Below are 17,459 nucleotides of genomic sequence, written 5' to 3' on the forward strand. Positions count from 1 at the left end.
CACATATACTAAACTAAAATGCTAACACGTGACTGAGCTGCCTTAGCAAACCCACTCTGTTGCTGAGCAGGTCGCATATTTCGTGATAGGCAACGTACGGTTGTTGTCTCCGCTTGTTGCAGTTTGGTTCAGATTGGAAACTTTGATCTTGGCAAGTTTCAATTTAGAAGCTACTTTCTTTTTCATAACATTTCTGATTAAAGGTTAATGGATGTATCTAAGATACTTGGTGCATCATAGATAATCAATCACGGAAAAGGATGATTTTTATCTTGTTTTTAATGCTGCGTCCGCTCTATCAGACAGTATTATTATAGCTAGATAAGAATATGAATATTTCCCTCGCTGCCCGGGGAAAATAGTTTAATACTGCGTTTCCGCCGCAGATAAGGATTGTAGAACTAACGGCTAAGGTTAAACGAAAAAAGAGGAGTGCTGTATTTTGCTGGTATTAAGGGATTTACTTATTTTCAGATACGCGGAAAAGCAACATCTCAATGACCAGTGACCGGAAGTAACTATTGTAGCCGAAAGCCGCATTTCTTTTCAACTTTCTGAACAAAATCCTTTTTATATATCATATCCTGTAATACCAGAAACCTTTAGCAAGCTCAAAGTATTTTTTAACCAGGGATCTTTTTATTTATTTATCTTTTTATTTAGATATTTAGTTATCGATACCGCAAACGTCTGCACAAATGACTAAATATCTAAATAAAAAAATAAATAAATAAAACGGTCCCTATGCCTTTAGCGCCATATCATAGCGATCCAGTCCGGGACCATAGAAGTCAGGCGTGATGTGGGTGACAGCAAATCCCCGTTTCCCGAAGAAAGGCGCTGAATGCTGGCTGGTGTCCAGCTTTATGGTACAATGCGGGCTTATCTTCCTGATCATACTGATCCTGTACAGCAGTAACTGTTTGCCAATACCTCTTCCCTGAAAATCTCTGTGTACAAGTCCCCAGGTCATACCTGCTGTATATGTATCCTGATGGAGGTAGTAACCACCGCAACCAACCACTTCACCATTTATTCCAGCCACATAATACTGTTCCGTTGTATTGTCAATACCCGATATCGCCCGCTGCTCCTGCGTTCGTTTTCTGCACCACCTTTCCGGGGAGTCCGGAAAGATAACGGGGAGTTTGTTGTTGATCAGACCACCAGTCTGGTGTGAGGAAGTCGGAGAATGATTTTACAGAGAATAATGGAATAGCATTTACCTTTGCAGGAGACAGTATTTTCTGCATCATTCAACAGACCGGAACAGATGGACGCTACCGTTGAAACTATATATGACTCTGCGATATGTTCGGTGCACAATTTCCTGTGCCAGTGCCAGGACTGTACCGTATCGGCCACAGAACACCAGGAGAAATTCTCCATTGCATTTATCCGCCAGGGCAACTTTGTATTCAAAGTATTCCGCAATGACCTGGACGCCTATAACGGCATGTTCCTCGTTTGTAAGCCGGGCTTTGAACACCGCGTCGGGCATGTACATGATATGCCTGATCAATGCACCATCTTCTCCTTTCCTGCGGAAAGCATTGCCCGGCTGGAAGAGCAGGCCACTGCGCTCAATTGGTTCCTGAAGAATCCTGATATTCATTCAACACTCGTGAAGGCTACGCCTGAAATGGAATATCTGCATCACCGGATATTCCGCCTCCTGCAAAAGCCGCATTTCCCAAGACTGTGGGCAGAGCAGCTGATGATGGACCTCTTTGCGCTGGTGCTATCCAGAGGAGACAGACAGCAGATGGCCATGCTCAGCATGAAGCAGAAAAGGAATTACCTGCCTATGATTGTGCAGGTGAAAGACTACATCAATGACAACCTCTCTGATGATATTTCCCTGCCTCAACTGGCTGACATCGGGTACCTGAGCCCATTTCATTTCAACCGGCTTTTCAGACAGATCACCGGTATCAGCCCCTATAACTACCTCGTGCAGGTACGGCTGAAACAGGCGTCCATGCAGTTGCTGCATACGGGACGTTCTGTTACGGATATTGCATTTGACGCAGGCTTCAACAGCCTCGAACATTTCTCCGCGGCTTACAAAAAACAATACGGAAAACCACCTTCACACATCCGCCGCTAAAAACAGCAATATATCTTAAATCCTTTCCCCAAGGGCAATGTAGCTTTGCTTTATCAAATAAAATTTATGAAAAAGCAATTATTATCCACCCTGGAAAATGCCCGCAAGTACACACTGCATGTTGCTGGCGCCATGCCCGCTGCAGACTATCATTTCAAACCAGCCAGTGAAGTATGGACCTTCAATGAACTCATGCATCACATCGGCTACGGCATCCGGTGGTGGCACGAAAACTATATCCTGCAACTGACCGCAGACTGGAATCCATCCACCATAACCCGTACGCCCAAAGCTACGCAAGACTATCTGTCAGCAGGTTTTGATCTGCTGGAGGCTACGCTTCAAAAAACCGCTCCGGATGAAAAAGCCGTCATTGGTTTTTATGCCACCCTTGATCACATCACCCATCATCGCGGACAGGCAACGGTATATCTGCGTTGTAAAGGCATCACGCCACCAGAATACACTTATTAAAAAACAACGGGACTATGGAAGTATATTATATCAACAGTTATGATGTGGTGGACATGGAACTGTTCAGCAATTATCCGCCCAAGGTGATGGAGCTGCTGCAAAAGTATGGTGCAGAAGTAGTGGCCTCTGACCTGGAAGGGATTGCCGTGGAAGGTACGCCCCGTATGATGAATGCTATTGTAAGGTTTCCGTCTGAAGACGCGGCCCTGCAATGCTATAATGATCCTGCATACCAGCCGCTCAAAGCCATCAGGCAGCAGGCTGTGCGTAACTGTACGATGGTAATTGTTAAGGGGTATCATTGATAGTCGTGGTGAGTTGATGAGATGATATTTTCCTATATTGCATTTATCCGTGAGAGAGTTAAACAAACCGAAGGAGTCGGTTGTAATATACAATGTTGAAAAAATAAAATCTTTTTCACCTCAAAAACTATCTTATATGAAAACCTCAACCATTATGATGGCTATTGTTATTTGCTCTACAATAATAGCTGGCAGTATTATCAATACAAAAGCATCCGGAGATTCTTCGTACCGGCATACCGCTTTAAGGCCGGATACCGCAGAGAAATTCACAATCAGTGTAGGTTATCATGAAAACAGAATATTGCGGTTTATTCAGGTAGAAACAGCAGGCGATAATACTGTAGGAGAATTAAAAACAAAAGCAGAAGCCCAGGCTAATATTCAATGTAATGGTGGTAGAGTAGTCTATAAAAAGAAAAGGCTGGATGATGATAAAAAAATTAGTGAGTTTGATATTCATGCCGGAGATACCTGCTTTCTTGCCTGTATAAAATAAGGATGCGCTATACACTTTGATCCTCATAGCAAGCTGTGCGTAACAGTAAGGTGATAATTGTTAAGGGATCTTCGATGATGATGAACGGATATCGTCCGGACTGTGATTTATATGATTTATATGATTGTTCTGATGAGCGAAGATTATTATTGCTGACAGGAATATTTTTCTTAACATTGTTATCTTCGCTCATCAGAACAATCATATAAATCAAATAAATCACAGTTATGATTTACCACCTGCCACAGGTGATATTCGAAGGAGAAGGAACACCGGACGACAACATTATCATTCATGATTATGTTGCTGCGCCTGGATCTTTCAGAGGGAAAAGCGTACTGCACATGAACGCAGTGAGCCTGGTGATTAGTGGCAGCAAGACCATGCAATTTGCCAATAGCAAGGTGGAGGTAGACAGCAACTCTTTACACCTGTTATCTTCAGGAAACTGCCTGGTCTCAATGGATCTGGTGAGAGGGGAGGAATACAGGAGTATCCTGATTTTCTTCGACAGTGCCGTGCTGGCTGAATTTCTGCTCAAGTACCGCGACAGGATCGGGGAGATGAATGAACAGATGCCTGTTGCCGGTAAACTATATCTTTCTTTCAGGAAAGACGCGTTTATCCGCAATTATATTACCTCACTGGAGCTGCTTATCACCAACGGAAAAGGGTTGTCTGGCGCTATGAGGCAGCTCAAGTTTGAAGAGCTGATGTTGCACCTGCTGGAACAGTATCCGCAGGAACTATTGTCATTTCAGGCTGGTAATAAAGCAGACGCGGAAGACCTGGACATCCGCAGAACTATCGAAGGTAACATTACCAGTAACATCGGCATCGCTGATATGGCTTTTCTCTGCAACACCAGCATCTCTACTTTCAAACGGCGCTTTGCACGTCTATACGGCACCACGCCCAATAAATGGATACTTCACCGGCGTATGGAGATTGCCAGGGAGTTGTTGCATCATAAAGAAAAACCCGGTGAGATCTACCACAAGCTTGGTTATGAGAACCATTCCAGCTTCTCCAAGGCGTTCCGGCAAACCTATGGCGTAACCCCCAAAGATTTTCAGCCCGCCGTCCTGAACGTTCAGCACTAGTTTTTGAACGCATCGCCTTACAGTACGAGGCGTGCTTCCGGCTAATTTTACACCCGGATCAAAACTGGTATCTATGACAACTACAATCACACCAAACAAAGCTACTGTTATACGTTTCAACAGGGAGGTAGTAGAACAGGGGAACCTGGCGACCTTTCATGAACTGGTAGCCCCGGACTGCATCAATCACAGTGCGCCGGCCGGCGCTCCCAGCGGGCCGGACAGCATGGTATATTTTCTCTTTCACCTGTTCCGCAAGGCATTCACTGATATTAAAGTGATCATTCACCAGCAGGTGGAAGAAAATGACCTGGTGGTAACCTATAAATCATTTGAGGCTATACACAGTGGCGAGTTCGACGGCATACCGCCCAGTCACGAAAAAGTGACAATCAAGGTAATGGATATGATCAGGCTGCGAAATGGCCGGTATGTGGAGCACTGGGGCGTCACCAACCTGTTTGAGGTAGTAGCGGCAGCGCGTGCAGTGTGACACGTTTGGTATCCTGATTAAAATAGAAACGGAAGGAGTGGTGGCTCCTTCCGTTTTCTGTGTTGAAAGATATTGAATGATCACATCTTCACCAGTTTGAACCGTTGTTTGTTATCAATCACAATAATATACACACCGGGCTGCCATCCGCTTATATCCAGGCGTGTGTTGCCGGTTATCCGTTCCCTGCGCACCAGTATGCCCTGCAGCGTGTAGGCTTCCAGCGTATACACTTTGCCGTTGGTCCCAGGCACTATTACATAAGCTGTAGCAGGGTTGGGATATAGCGAGCTATTGCCGGCCGGAGTGGAGAATGGAGTTGTCATATGGAAGGCTGTGGCGGTTTTGGGTACATTGGCCGCCACTATCGTGCACAACGAGTCGGGGATGGCTTTAGCCGCCACTCTCTCAAAAAGAATGCGCTGGCCGGCAGCATTGAAGTGCACATTGTCGCCGCTGTTATAGGCGGGATCAATGAATCCGTCTGCAGTAGCCAGACCGTTATAAAAATCAATAGCATGGCTACCGAAGTATTGGAAGATCGTATCTCTCATCTGTCGAAGCCTGTTGGCAGCATCGTACCCAAGGTTGCCGCGTGGCTGTGTGGTAGACACCCATAATGGCACATTTGCCTGCGCTGCCAGTTGCTTCAGCAACAGGAAATTGGCTGTTTGCTTCGCAAGTGGGAAGCCACGTGCCTCATCGTTGGTGGGCATATTGATAATGATGGCATCCGGGTTCAGCGACAGCGCTTTGGTGATATTATGTTGTGTATCTACGTTGAAAGTATTACCCAGCACGGTATACGGTGGCGTGCCGTCCGGGAGGACATGCTGTGTGGTGTAACCACCTATAGCGAGATTAATCACAGTATCAGCAGCATTGTGCGCTCTTTTGAGATAACGTGCGTACCGGAATACCCAGCCACTGTCGCGGTTCGGAAGGCCGTCACCCCAGGCGGTGGAGGAGCCCAGCACCACAATCCGTAACGGTCTGTTGCAATGAGGTACCGTATCCGGCGCAACCGCACTCACCATGTTGCTGTAGTAATACCTGCTGCCGGAGGCTTCCATCTTCAACCGGTAGTAGTATAATTGTCCTGGCATCACGGAGGTGTCGGTATAGCTGTAATAACGTGTGGTAGTGGAATTACCGGTAGCGGATACATTTCCTTTCGTAATCCAGTTCGCCGTATCTGTGCTGCGTTCAATGATGAAACGTACCGTATTGTTCTCGCGGAGCGTACTCCAGCTGAGTTGCAGCTTGCCTGCTGCAGGGCTGGCAGCAAAGGAGGAGAGGCGGAAAGCAATGGTATCAGGCGCCTGGCAGATACGTTCCGGCAGCATGGCGGCCACCACGCGTTCATACAGGATACGTTGCCCGGCTGAATTAAAATGGAAACCGTCGCCGCTGGCGTATACAGGATTGATTGTATTGCTGCTGCCGGCGAGTGTTGTCCAGAAGTCGATGGCTTTATCGCCGAAGTAATAGAGAATACTGTCACGCATCTGTGCCAGTCTTGCAGACCCCGCAGTGCCGAGGTTATCGCGCGGTTGCGTAGTAGCCACCCACAGCGGGATGTTGGCCTGTGCGGCCTGCTGTTTCAATGCAAGATAATTGGCTACCTGCACAGACAATGGAAAGCCTTTGCCTTCATCATCATTGGAAATATTGACGATAATAGCATGTGGCGCCAGCGCAATGGCCCGTGTGATATTCTTGTTGACATCTGGTTGATAGGTATTGCCCAGCACCGTATAAGGCGGTGTGCCGGTGGCCTGGATATGTTGCGTGGTGAAGCCGCCGTTGGCGAGATTGATCACCGTATCGGCAGGGTTGTGGTTGGCCTTGAGGTAGCGTGCATACCGGAATGTCCAGGCGCTGTCGCGGCTGGGGACGCCGTTACCCCAGGCGGTAGAGGAGCCCAGCACTACAATGCGCAGTGGATCAGTACAAGTGGCTGGTGCTATAGTGATTTTCCCTTTCACTACATTGCTGTAGAAATGACGGCCATCGGCGCCTTCCATATCCAGGTAATAGAAATATTGCTGTTGCGGAACGACATTGTTATCTGTAAACGTATAATCGTTTACGCTAGTGCTGTTTCCTGCTGCGGCCACCTGTGTCAACTGGCTCCAGTTCAGTGAATCTGCACTTCTCTTTAAGGTAAAGCGCAGCGTATTCATTTCCGCAGTGGTGCGCCAGCGTAGCTGTAGCTTACCGTTTACATCGCTCACGGAGAAGGCGCTCAGCTGAAAAGAAGATACCGGCTGGGTGCCACAGAGTACTTGTGGTAGTTGTTTGGCTACCACACGCTCAAACAGGATGCGTTGCCCGGCTGAATTAAAATGGAAGCCGTCGCCGCTGGCGTAGGCAGGATCAATTGTATTGCTGTTGCTGGCCAGCCCTGTCCAGAAGTCGATGGCTTTGTCGCCGAAGTAGTAGAGAATACTGTCACGCATCTGCGCCAGTCTTGCAGACCCTGCGGTACCGAGGTTATCGCGCGGCTGCGTGGTGGCTACCCACAACGGAATGTTGGCCTGTGCGGCCTGTTGTTTCAATGCAAGATAGTTGGCCACCTGCACAGATAATGGAAAGCCTCTGCCTTCGTCATCGTTGGAGATGTTGATGATGATTGCATGTGGCGCAAGTGCAATGGCCCTTGTAATATTCTTGTTGACATCCGGTTGATAAGTATTGCCCAGTACCGTGTAAGGCGGCGTGCCGGTGGCCTGGATATGTTGCGTGGTGAAACCGCCGTTGGCGAGATTGATCACCGTATCGGCAGGATGGTGATTCGCTTTGAGGTAGCGGGCATACCGGAACGTCCAGGCGCTGTCGCGACTTGGTACACCGTTGCCCCAGGCTGTGGAAGAGCCCAGTACTACAATACGGAGCGGAGTGGTGCAGGATTGTGCATGACCGGAATTGAGAAAGGCCATGGCCAGTAACAACAGTACAATTTTTTTCATTGCTAAGGGATTAATGATTGAAGAAAATGGTCAGTGGGTGTACGGTATAGGCTATACGTAATGGGTTATTTTTAAAGCTAATGAAATAGTTGCAGAGTATATGTTAAGAATAAATAAAATGGGCAAAATAACGGAACACTGCTGTATTCACTCAGTTAATCTCCTGTTAATGGCTGTTGAATACAGGGATCAGATCTTCCTGCCTGATCCCTGTATCCACTGTATTTACACCATTCCTCAGTCATGCCAGACCATTTAGAGCTTACTTTACCGTTCCTGAATAGTCTTTAATATCCGCATAGACAAACTCTATCTTCCTCAATGGAACGTTTCATTTATTTTTGTCAAAAGATAAAGAAGCGGACATGGAAACCATTGTGCAGGAAACGCATTACAGCCGCCAGCAGGAGCTGGTGAACGGCCTGATACATGCAGCAGGCATTCTTTTCGGGGTCAGCGCATTGCCGGTACTGACAGGCATCGCTGCCAGTCATGGTAACATACCCGGCATTGTAGGCGCGGGTATTTACAGCTTCTGTTTTATCCTGCTTTTCGCCAGTTCAACGGTATATCATCTTTCGAGGGAAGCGTCTGTGAAGAAGCTGTTTCTCATCTTCGACCATATCAGTATATATTTCCTGATTGCCGGTACTTATACGCCTTTCCTCCTGGTATATATGAACAATGCCTTCGGTATTACGCTGCTGTCGGTATTATGGGGGCTGACTTTGATAGGCGTGATATTCAAATCGTGGTTTACCGGCAAGTTCGATGTGGTTTCCACGATTATCTATCTTCTCATGGGGTGGATACTCGTGGCCGGTGGCCGCCGGTTTTTCACAGAGTTGCCATTGTCAGTACTGATCATGATATGTATTGGTGGCGCACTTTATTCAGCAGGCGTCTACTTTTACCTGCGGGATAGATACAAATACACGCATGCTGTATGGCACAGCTTCGTGCTGGCCGCTGCGGTCTGCCACTACGTGGCAATTCTTCTTTCCATGTAGCAGAAACCGGAACACTGTCAGCTTTTTGCTTTTAGCAACACTCCATCCTTTCTATCCAACAGATCATCGGAAAATTGCTTACTGGTAGCGATGGCCGTTACATTTTTGCGTGCGCACAAACCGCATCGCAATGCAGCAGCTTACATACATACTGATACTAGGGGTCGTTTCGGAGCCGGACATGGAACTGGCTGCCCGGTATGCATCCCAGGGCATGAATATTATACTGGCCGTAAAGCCCGGCGCAGATGTACATGCCATGGCCGCCAGCCTGGAACAACAATACGATGTAGACATCTTTGTTTTTGAAGTAGATCAGGCTCACGGAGAGCTTCCCGGCGCCATATCGTCCGCCGCAATGGAGCAGTTCCGGTGGCGGTACTGAGAACGGCATATTCAACAGTCCAGCTGTTCTATTCGACAGTTCATTGGAAATTTGATGGCAGTGTGTGCAGGCCGCTGCAATTTTGTACCGTACCATTGAATAGCAAAGAAAGATGCAGAACCGCAATTACACATTGATAACAGGCGCCAGTTCCGGGCTGGGGAAGGAGTTCGCCGTGCGCTGCGCCGCAATGAGCATGAACGTGATACTGATAGCGTTGCCAGGTGGCAATATGCACTCCCTGGCCGATAACCTGCAACAGGAATACGGCGTGGATGTTCCGGTATTTGAATTCGACCTCACCGATACGGACCGGCTGAAACAACAGTTAACCAGTATCATGGCGCAATACAACATCAATTTCCTGATTAATAACGCAGGAGTGGGCGGTACCGCTTCCATCACGGATACGCCACTGGAAAAACTGGACAGCATCATTCAGCTCAACGTACGCAGCACCGTATTGCTCACCCGTCTGCTGATCCCGCACCTGCTGGAGAACAAAGAGAGCTATATCATGAACATAGCCAGTATGGCGGCTTTCATGCCCATTGCCTATAAAACGGTATATCCTGCATCAAAAGCATTCATTTCATCCTTCTTCCTCGGACTACAGGAAGAGCTTTCCGGCACCGGCCTTTCAGTAAGCGTTGTTTATCCCGGCCCGATTATGACCAATTCACATACTTCCCGCAGGATCATCGGGCAGGGCATGAAAGCCAGAATGGGCTTGCTGCCCACTACAGAGATCGCGCGCATCGCACTGCGCGGCACCCTGGCAAAATACCGGGTCATTATCCCAGGTTTTATGAACAGGTTAAATCATAAACTGATGCAGCTGCTGCCACTGTCGTTCAAATTACGGCTGGTGTCAAGGGAGGTAAAGAAAGAAATCCAATTTATATAATCACCATGAATAAGGTATTGGTTACAGGCGCCAACGGCTTCCTGGGCGCTAATCTCACAAGAGAGTTATACAGAAGGGGGTACGATGTAAAAGTGATGGTGAGGCCATCAGCCAACCTGAAAGGCATTGAAGACATTCCCTGTGAGATATTTTACGGCAGGATAGACAAGGAAGATGATGTAAAAGAGGCGGTGAGCGGCTGCAGTATCGTGATACATGCTGCCTGCATCACTGCGCAATGGGACATTACCTTTGAAGCATATGAGCGGGTTAATTTCTTTGCCACAAAATATATCGCGGATGCATGCCTCGAACAAAAGGTGAGCCGCCTCATATTTGTGAGTACGGCCAATACCATTGGGCCCGGCTCCAAAAGCAATCCAGGTACGGAGCTGAATGGTTTCACGCTCTTTCACGCCAATTCAGGGTATATCAACAGCAAATATCTGGCGCAGCAATACATACTGGAGCAGGTGGTTGCGCGTAACCTGCCGGCAATAGTAGTGAATCCCACCTTCATGATAGGCCCGCGGGATACGGCTCCCAGCTCAGGAAAACTGATACTCTACGGGCTGAAGAAGAAACTGCTGTTTTATCCTCCCGGTGGAAAGAATTTTGTACATATACAGGATGTATGCGCAGGCATCATCAATGCCATTGAAAAAGGACGGACAGGAGATTGCTATCTGCTGGCCGGCCAGAACCTCAGCTACCGTGAATTTTTTACGCTGCTCAATAAAGTATCGAAAGAATCAAAGATCATGGTGCGCATTCCGGCTTTTGTACTGAAACTGGCCGGCATCATGGCATCGATGTTCCACCGGCTTACGAGTACCTCCGGTAAACTGAACTTTACGTCGGCCTACCTGTTATGCCTGGATAACTATTATACCGGCAAAAAATCGGAGCGGGAACTGACGGTACGCTACACGCCGATAGAAGAGGCTGTAGGCGCTGCTTTGGGCTGGTTTGAGGAAAATGGCTATTTTTAGATCTATGCAGGCAGATAACATGAATTTCCAGCAGAACGAAAAACTATTCTCCAGCAAACTGTTCCTGTATCTTTCCAGGATACTGATACTCTATACATTCAGTATGATCTTCAAATCTTTTGATCATACTTTCATGCACAATTTCAGGACCTTTGATTTCCGGGGACAACTGTTCAGTATTATCGCTGTAGTATTTGGATTGCTGGCCTGGGAAGGGGCGGTGCGCCTTAGCAGGATCATTGAAAAAAGAATCGCACACAAACAGACATCGCGGAAGCTGGCCATCCTCTGCACTACGCTGGTGATCTATGGCCTGCTCATTGCATATGCATTCGGCTTCGTGTATGGATTGATGGATATGGTGTTATTCCATCGCTATGAAGCGTGGGACAGCTGGTTGTCGTTCAGCTATGACCTCAACTTCGGTATCTTCCTGTTCTACCTGCTGATTCTTGCCTTTAACGGTATTGTACATTATTACACCATCTGGAAGGAATACCAGGTGCAGACGGAGCGCCTGATGCGCGAAAATATACAAGCCAAGTATGATGCGCTGCGCAACCAGATAGATCCTCACTTCTTCTTTAATTCATTAAGCGTGCTGACCAACCTGGTATATAAAAGCCCGGACCTCTCCGCAGATTATATCACACAGCTGGCCAAGACGTATCGCTATATACTGGATAAAAAATTTGAGAACCTGGTAACTGTACAAACAGAACTGGACTTTCTGGACGCTTACCTTTTCCTGATCAGGATACGCCACCAGCAAAGTATTCAGTTCTTGGCCAGTATAGATGAGCAGGTGAAATCCAAAGGCATGATACCACCCGTGACCTTGCAATTGCTGATAGAAAATGCCATCAAACATAACCGCTTTTCCGCCAATGATCCGCTGGTGATTACCGTGAAAAGTGAAGGCGGCTACCTGGTGGTGTCTAATCATATCCGCCGGAAAGCCAATCCGGATATATCTTCCGGCATAGGGCTTGAAAACATCCGCAACCGATACAGCCTGATCAGCGACAAAGAAATTGAAATTCTGACAGCGGATGAGATGTTTATTGTAAAGATACCCGTTATAAATATTGCATGAAGATTGTAATTTTTGAAGACGAAATGCATAACGCGGAGCGGCTGATACAGCTGCTTCATAAATGTGATCCCGGTATTGAAATAGCCGGTGTGATTGAATCCGTGGCTGACGGCATCAAATGGCTGGAACAGCATCCGCCGGCAGATCTGATGATGATGGATATACAATTGTCTGACGGCAACTGCTTCGAGATCTTCAGCAAAGTAAAAGTACAGACGCCCGTTATCTTTACCACAGCATACGATGGCTTCGCACTACAGGCTTTCAAGGTGAACAGCATAGATTACCTCATGAAACCGATCGACCTGGAAGAGCTGAAGAATGCCCTGAAAAAGTATGAACACTTCCGGCCTGCTGCCAACAATGCCATCAATATCGCAAAGATCGCGGAAGAGTTTATGCGCCGCAACAGTACCCGCTTTATCGGTAAGATCAACAACCAGCTGGTATATGTGAAAGCGCAGGACATTGCCTATATTCAGTTTACCAAGGGCGCCACTATCGCCACTACCACCGGCAGCCAGCGTGTGCCGCTCGATTACTCACTGGACCAGATTGAGAAGCTGCTCGATAAAAATGTGTTCTTCCGCATTAACAGGCAGTTCATCATCCACCTGGATGCCATCAAGAAAATTACTACCTATTACAACAGCAGACTAATCTTACAATTGACGCCTCATGTTGATACTGATGTTATTATTAGCCGTGAAAGGGTTACGGAATTTAAAAGTTGGCTCGAAGGGCAACAGTGACGCCCGTAATCAGGGGTAATTATATCAGGCATAGCTCCCTACATGAAAATTATAGGGGGCCTAGCCCCCTATCTGATGATAACTGATTTTACTTTAATCGGACTAAGGATTGTTTGCATCAACGAGCATTCTTGATGCAGGTACCAAGTTTACTAAGTACGTCAGGACTGCAATGAAGAGGCCAGCATGAACCAAAAGTCCATGAGTCAGCAATCGCCTGGGGACCCTGGCCGTCATTGTGAAGTGACGCAATCTGGATTTTACCTAACCGGAGTTTTTTCTGATTTTCCTTTTTCATAGTTTATCTGTTTAGATTTAGGAGGTGGAGTCAATGGGCATTTTTTGCAGTTGGAAGGCAATGTTCTAACCTGCTGCCGGGGCCAGGGGTGCAATGAAAGGGCCAGCATGAAGTAAATGTCCAGGTGTCAGCAATCGCCTGGGGGCCTTGGCCGTCATTGTGGAGTGACGCAATCTGGATTTTGCCTAACCGGAGTTTTTTCTGATTTTCTTTTTTCATAGTTTATTTATTTAGGATTGAGGATATCTGAGTCAACAGGCTTTTTAGCAATCGTTGGTAGCCATACAAATACATTGCCGTCAGGGCATAAGAATAGCTGACTTGTTTTGCCAATTGCGGGTTAATGACGCCGCGGAATTAACTTACTTGTATCAATATTATTGTTTCGGGTGACTTATCAAACAAACACTGCTGCGATATTTTATAGCGCTCGACTTAGTAGGGTACAGGCTCCCCGATTTCATATATATTAAAGATAATAAATCTGCTATCTTAATCCAAGTTTATATTTTGCGCATGATAACCAGACAAATAAACTAATTGGAGTTTCATACCTTTTTTTCCATGCTTCGTATTATTTTATCTGACGATATAGATATTAAATGTATCTTCCTTGGTATATTTTTATCCTAATAGATTTTACCTATTCGCCAAAATCTTCGACAATCAGGATAATCAAAACCATCAAAAAAATCACAGTATGAGATGTACCCTGGTGCTTATGGCTGCTATGTTAGGTTCCACGGCGACGGCGCAAATACACGCCGGACTTTTCAGGTACCCTGATGTGTCGCAGACACAGATCGCATTTTGTTATGCCAACGACGTATGGGTTGTTCCCAAAGAAGGAGGAACCGCCATTAAACTCAGTTCTCCACCGGGAGCAGAGCGTTATCCCAAGTTTTCGCCGGATGGAAAGAAGCTGGCGTTCAGCGCTAATTATGATGGCAACGTCGACGTATATGTGTTGCCGGTAGATGGCGGCGTTCCATTGCGTCTCACACAGCATGGCTACCCCGATGCCGTAGTGGATTGGACTCCCGATGGAAAACGTATTCTCTTCGCGTCCGGCAGAGAGAGTACCAAAGACCGCTACAACCAGTTTTATACCGTATCGCAGGATGGCGGCCCGGCAGAGAAACTCCCGTTAGCAATCGCTGAATTCGGCTCCTACAGCCCCGATGGCAGGAGCATGGCCCTTGTTACACGTTCGCAGGCTTCCCGCAATTGGAAACGTTATCGCGGCGGATGGAAAGCAGATATCAACATCTTCCACTTCGATACCAGACAATCAGAGATCATCACCCCTGAAGATGAGCCTGGGCAGGAGTTCCCGATGTGGTACAAGAACTACATCTATTTCCTGTCTGACCGCGGTCAGGAGAAGAGGATGAACCTCTGGCGTTATAATCTGGACAATAAATCCTACGAACAGCTTACGAATTATAAAGACTATGATATTCATTACCCTTCAATGGGGCCATCCGATATTGTATATGAAGCAAGCGGTAAGTTATATTTGTTCTCACTCGCCACGCAGCAGTCGAAGGAAGTGCCTGTGCAGATCACGACAGACCTGGCAGCGCTCAGACCGCGTGTAGTGAAAACAGGTTCACTGGTGCAGTATGCCACCATTAGCCCTGATGGCAACCGCGCACTGCTCAGCGCAAGGGGAGATATATTCTCCGTGCCCGCGGAGAATGGCTACGTGAAAGATGTTACGCGCACCAGCGGCGCCGCTGAAAGATATGCAGCATGGTCGCCCGATGGCCGCTATATCGTTTACTGGAGCGATCAGTCAGGTGAGTATGAATTGTATCTGGCAGAAACCGGCAAAGAACACCTGGCTAAGAAGATCACCTCTTATGGCCCTGGCTTCCGTTACCGCCCTTACTGGTCGCCCGACAGCAAAAAGGTAGTCTTCATCGATAGTAATGAGAAGATCTATCTCCTGGATGTATTCTCCGGTAAAACCACGAGCATCGATAAAGCGGTTTCCCTCAGTCATCCCGGCATGGAAGGCTTCCGTATTAAATGGTCGCCAGACAGCCGCTGGATTACGTATAGCCGTAATCTTGAGAACAGGCACAATGCAGTGTTCCTCTACGACACCCGTGACGGTAAGCTCCACCAGGCCACCAGCGGGTATTACGACTGCAGCGAACCTGCTTTTGATCCGAATGGCAAGTACCTGTACTTATTCACCAACCGCACATTCAGGCCCTCCTACAGCGATCATGACAATAGCTTCATTTATTCTAACTCTACTAATGTAGCAGCCATAAGCCTGAAGAAAAATACGCCCTCGTTGCTCTATACCAGGAATGACACTGTAGGTATCAAACAGGCAGATGCCGCTCCGGAGGCAGCGAAGAAAGATGATAAGAAGAAGGACGATAAAAAGAAGAAACCGGAAGAGGATAAGAAGCCTTCAAAATCAGCGGCTACCGACATCGACCTCGATGGCCTGGAATACCGTATGGTCGTGTTACCAGTGGAAGCCGGCAACTATGGCAGGATGAACGCCGTCAAGGGTAAGATACTTTATGTCAATTTCCCGAACACCGGTTCCTACGACCAGCAGGGAGTGCTGAAGTATTATGATACAGAGAAGCGGGAAGAGAAAACGATTTTCAAAAATCCTGGTGACTATGAGCTTTCCGACAACGGCGAGAAGATACTCGTACAAGGCAGCCGTCTTGGCGTGATTGATGTAGCAGAAAACCAGAAGCTGGATAAAACGCTGCGTGTAGAAGAAATGGAAATGATGCTTGATCCCGTACAGGAATGGAGACAGTTGTTTCTGGATGCATGGCGTATTGAGCGCGATTTCTTCTATGATCCCAACATGCACGGTGTTAACTGGAACGAAGTAAAAGAAAAGTACCTCCGCATGCTGGAAGGCGCCCGCACACGTGAGGAAGTAAGCTTCGTGCTCGGTGATATGATTGGTGAGATGAATGCCTCACATGCTTATAACAGTGGCGGCGACATCGAGTCTCCGCGTCAGGAAAACGTCGGCTACCTGGGTGTTGACTGGGAAGCAGACGGTAAGTACTATAAGATAAAACGCATTATCCGCTCAGCCCCCTGGGATGCAGAAGTGCGCTCTCCATTGGACGAGGCAGGTGTAAATATCAATGAAGGAGATTACATCCTCGCCGTAAATGGTGTGCCGTTAACTACTGCACAGGAGCCGTTTGCAGTATTCCAGACTCTCGCTGAAAAGCCGGTGGAACTCACCTATAACACGCGTCCTTCCTGGGACGGCGCTAAGACAGCCGTAGTGAAAGCGATGAGAAACGACTATCGCCTGCGCCACCTCGCCTGGATCGAGGGCAACCGCAAACGTGTTGCTGAAGCTACCAACGACCAGGTAGGATACATCTTTGTTCCTAGCACCGGCATCGACGGACAGGATGAACTGGTGCGCCAGTTCACTGCACAATGGAACAAAGCCGCCCTGATCATCGATGAACGTTTCAATAACGGCGGACAAATTCCCGATCGTTTCATAGAATTGCTGAACCGCAAGCCTGCCTCTTACTGGGTGAGCCGCAACGAAGATCCCAACACGGGCCCTATGCTTACAAACCTTGGTCCCAAAGTGATGCTGATCAATGCCTGGAGCGGTTCCGGTGGAGATGCCTTCCCGGACTACTTCCGCAAAGCCGGCCTGGGTACACTGGTTGGCGCCCGTACCTGGGGTGGTCTTATCGGTATCAGTGGAGCACCACCGTTAGTAGATGGCGGCGACCTCAGCGTGCCCTCCTTCCGTATGATCAATCCGGATGGTACGTGGTTCCGTGAAGGTCATGGTGTGGACCCGGATATCCGCGTAAGCGAAAACCTCGGCGAAATGGCCAAGGGTGTGGATCCACAGCTGGAAGCCGCCATTAAAGAGATCGTATCGCAGCTGAAAACAAAATCAGTGAAAGGGGTAACCCGTCCTACACCTGAAATCAGATAAGTTTCTCGCAAAGGCGCAAAGGGAGCAAAGAAGCAAAGGGTATTTTTAAGTTAGCAAAGAACTGTTTTATAGTCCGTAAATATTTTGGGTACT

At 47.6% G+C, this 17,459-nt stretch carries 17 protein-coding genes; 13 read left to right on the plus strand and 4 right to left on the minus strand.

The annotated features are described in order from the left end of the window. Positions 1-42: 42 nt before the first annotated feature. The 3 genes from VM802_RS08970 to VM802_RS08980 all read right to left on the minus strand — a co-directional run bounded on the left by VM802_RS08970 (position 43) and on the right by VM802_RS08980 (position 1,256). Complete coding sequence (locus tag VM802_RS08970; RefSeq protein WP_325529496.1) at positions 43-186, minus strand: hypothetical protein; 144 nt, start codon at positions 184-186, stop codon at positions 43-45. A 556-nt stretch (positions 187-742) separates the two neighbouring features. Beyond that, positions 743-1,159: a GNAT family N-acetyltransferase gene (locus VM802_RS08975; RefSeq protein WP_325529524.1), complete on the minus strand. Its 417-nt coding sequence runs from the start codon at positions 1,157-1,159 to the stop codon at positions 743-745. Then, positions 1,068-1,256, minus strand: coding sequence for a hypothetical protein (locus VM802_RS08980; protein ID WP_325529497.1), 189 nt, complete (start codon positions 1,254-1,256; stop codon positions 1,068-1,070). Before VM802_RS08980 ends, VM802_RS08975 begins: the two co-directional genes overlap by 92 nt. 17 nt (positions 1,257-1,273) lie before the next feature. Between VM802_RS08980 and VM802_RS08985 the strand changes: the two genes are divergently transcribed. From VM802_RS08985 to VM802_RS09010, 6 genes are all read left to right on the plus strand, one after another. Further along, positions 1,274-2,110: a helix-turn-helix domain-containing protein gene (locus tag VM802_RS08985; protein WP_325529498.1), complete on the plus strand. Its 837-nt coding sequence runs from the start codon at positions 1,274-1,276 to the stop codon at positions 2,108-2,110. Between the two features lie 66 nt (positions 2,111-2,176). Continuing rightward, on the plus strand, positions 2,177-2,584 hold the full coding sequence (locus tag VM802_RS08990) for a DinB family protein (protein WP_325529499.1): 408 nt from the start codon (positions 2,177-2,179) through the stop codon (positions 2,582-2,584). 14 nt (positions 2,585-2,598) lie between these two features. After that, positions 2,599-2,889: a DUF1330 domain-containing protein gene (locus VM802_RS08995; RefSeq protein WP_325529500.1), complete on the plus strand. Its 291-nt coding sequence runs from the start codon at positions 2,599-2,601 to the stop codon at positions 2,887-2,889. 136 nt (positions 2,890-3,025) lie between these two features. Next, the gene (locus VM802_RS09000; protein ID WP_325529501.1) at positions 3,026-3,388 is read left to right on the plus strand and encodes a ubiquitin-like protein; all 363 of its coding nucleotides are present in this window, start codon (positions 3,026-3,028) and stop codon (positions 3,386-3,388) included. Between the two features lie 227 nt (positions 3,389-3,615). Beyond that, complete coding sequence (locus VM802_RS09005) at positions 3,616-4,491, plus strand: helix-turn-helix transcriptional regulator (RefSeq protein WP_325529502.1); 876 nt, start codon at positions 3,616-3,618, stop codon at positions 4,489-4,491. A gap of 73 nt (positions 4,492-4,564) precedes the next feature. Then, the gene (locus VM802_RS09010) at positions 4,565-4,984 is read left to right on the plus strand and encodes an ester cyclase (RefSeq protein ID WP_325529503.1); all 420 of its coding nucleotides are present in this window, start codon (positions 4,565-4,567) and stop codon (positions 4,982-4,984) included. An 80-nt stretch (positions 4,985-5,064) separates the two neighbouring features. Here the strand turns inward: VM802_RS09010 and VM802_RS09015 are convergent, their stop codons facing one another. Then, positions 5,065-7,956 (minus strand): GDSL-type esterase/lipase family protein, encoded by a 2,892-nt coding sequence (locus VM802_RS09015; RefSeq protein WP_325529504.1) that lies wholly within the window; start codon positions 7,954-7,956, stop codon positions 5,065-5,067. Between the two features lie 365 nt (positions 7,957-8,321). On the opposite strand from VM802_RS09015, the gene trhA reads away from it, so the two are divergent. The 7 genes from trhA to VM802_RS09050 all read left to right on the plus strand — a co-directional run bounded on the left by trhA (position 8,322) and on the right by VM802_RS09050 (position 17,366). Then, positions 8,322-8,966, plus strand: a complete 645-nt coding sequence (trhA, locus tag VM802_RS09020) for a PAQR family membrane homeostasis protein TrhA (protein ID WP_325529505.1) — start codon at positions 8,322-8,324, stop codon at positions 8,964-8,966. A gap of 130 nt (positions 8,967-9,096) precedes the next feature. After that, a complete protein-coding gene (locus VM802_RS09025) occupies positions 9,097-9,351 on the plus strand; it encodes a hypothetical protein (RefSeq protein WP_325529506.1) in 255 nt (84 codons plus the stop codon). 112 nt (positions 9,352-9,463) lie between these two features. Further along, positions 9,464-10,258, plus strand: coding sequence for an SDR family NAD(P)-dependent oxidoreductase (locus VM802_RS09030; RefSeq protein ID WP_325529507.1), 795 nt, complete (start codon positions 9,464-9,466; stop codon positions 10,256-10,258). Positions 10,259-10,263: 5 nt separating this feature from the next. Beyond that, positions 10,264-11,250 (plus strand): NAD-dependent epimerase/dehydratase family protein, encoded by a 987-nt coding sequence (locus VM802_RS09035; protein WP_325529508.1) that lies wholly within the window; start codon positions 10,264-10,266, stop codon positions 11,248-11,250. Between the two features lie 4 nt (positions 11,251-11,254). Next, positions 11,255-12,346, plus strand: coding sequence for a sensor histidine kinase (locus tag VM802_RS09040; RefSeq protein ID WP_325529509.1), 1,092 nt, complete (start codon positions 11,255-11,257; stop codon positions 12,344-12,346). Beyond that, complete coding sequence (locus tag VM802_RS09045) at positions 12,343-13,098, plus strand: LytR/AlgR family response regulator transcription factor (protein ID WP_325529510.1); 756 nt, start codon at positions 12,343-12,345, stop codon at positions 13,096-13,098. The genes VM802_RS09040 and VM802_RS09045 overlap by 4 nt, the downstream gene beginning before the upstream one ends. Positions 13,099-14,096: 998 nt before the next feature. Beyond that, on the plus strand, positions 14,097-17,366 hold the full coding sequence (locus VM802_RS09050; protein ID WP_325529511.1) for a S41 family peptidase: 3,270 nt from the start codon (positions 14,097-14,099) through the stop codon (positions 17,364-17,366). Positions 17,367-17,459 lie beyond the last annotated feature (93 nt).

Origin of the sequence: Chitinophaga sp., assembly GCF_035538455.1 — a bacterium.
GTDB lineage: Bacteria > Bacteroidota > Bacteroidia > Chitinophagales > Chitinophagaceae > Chitinophaga.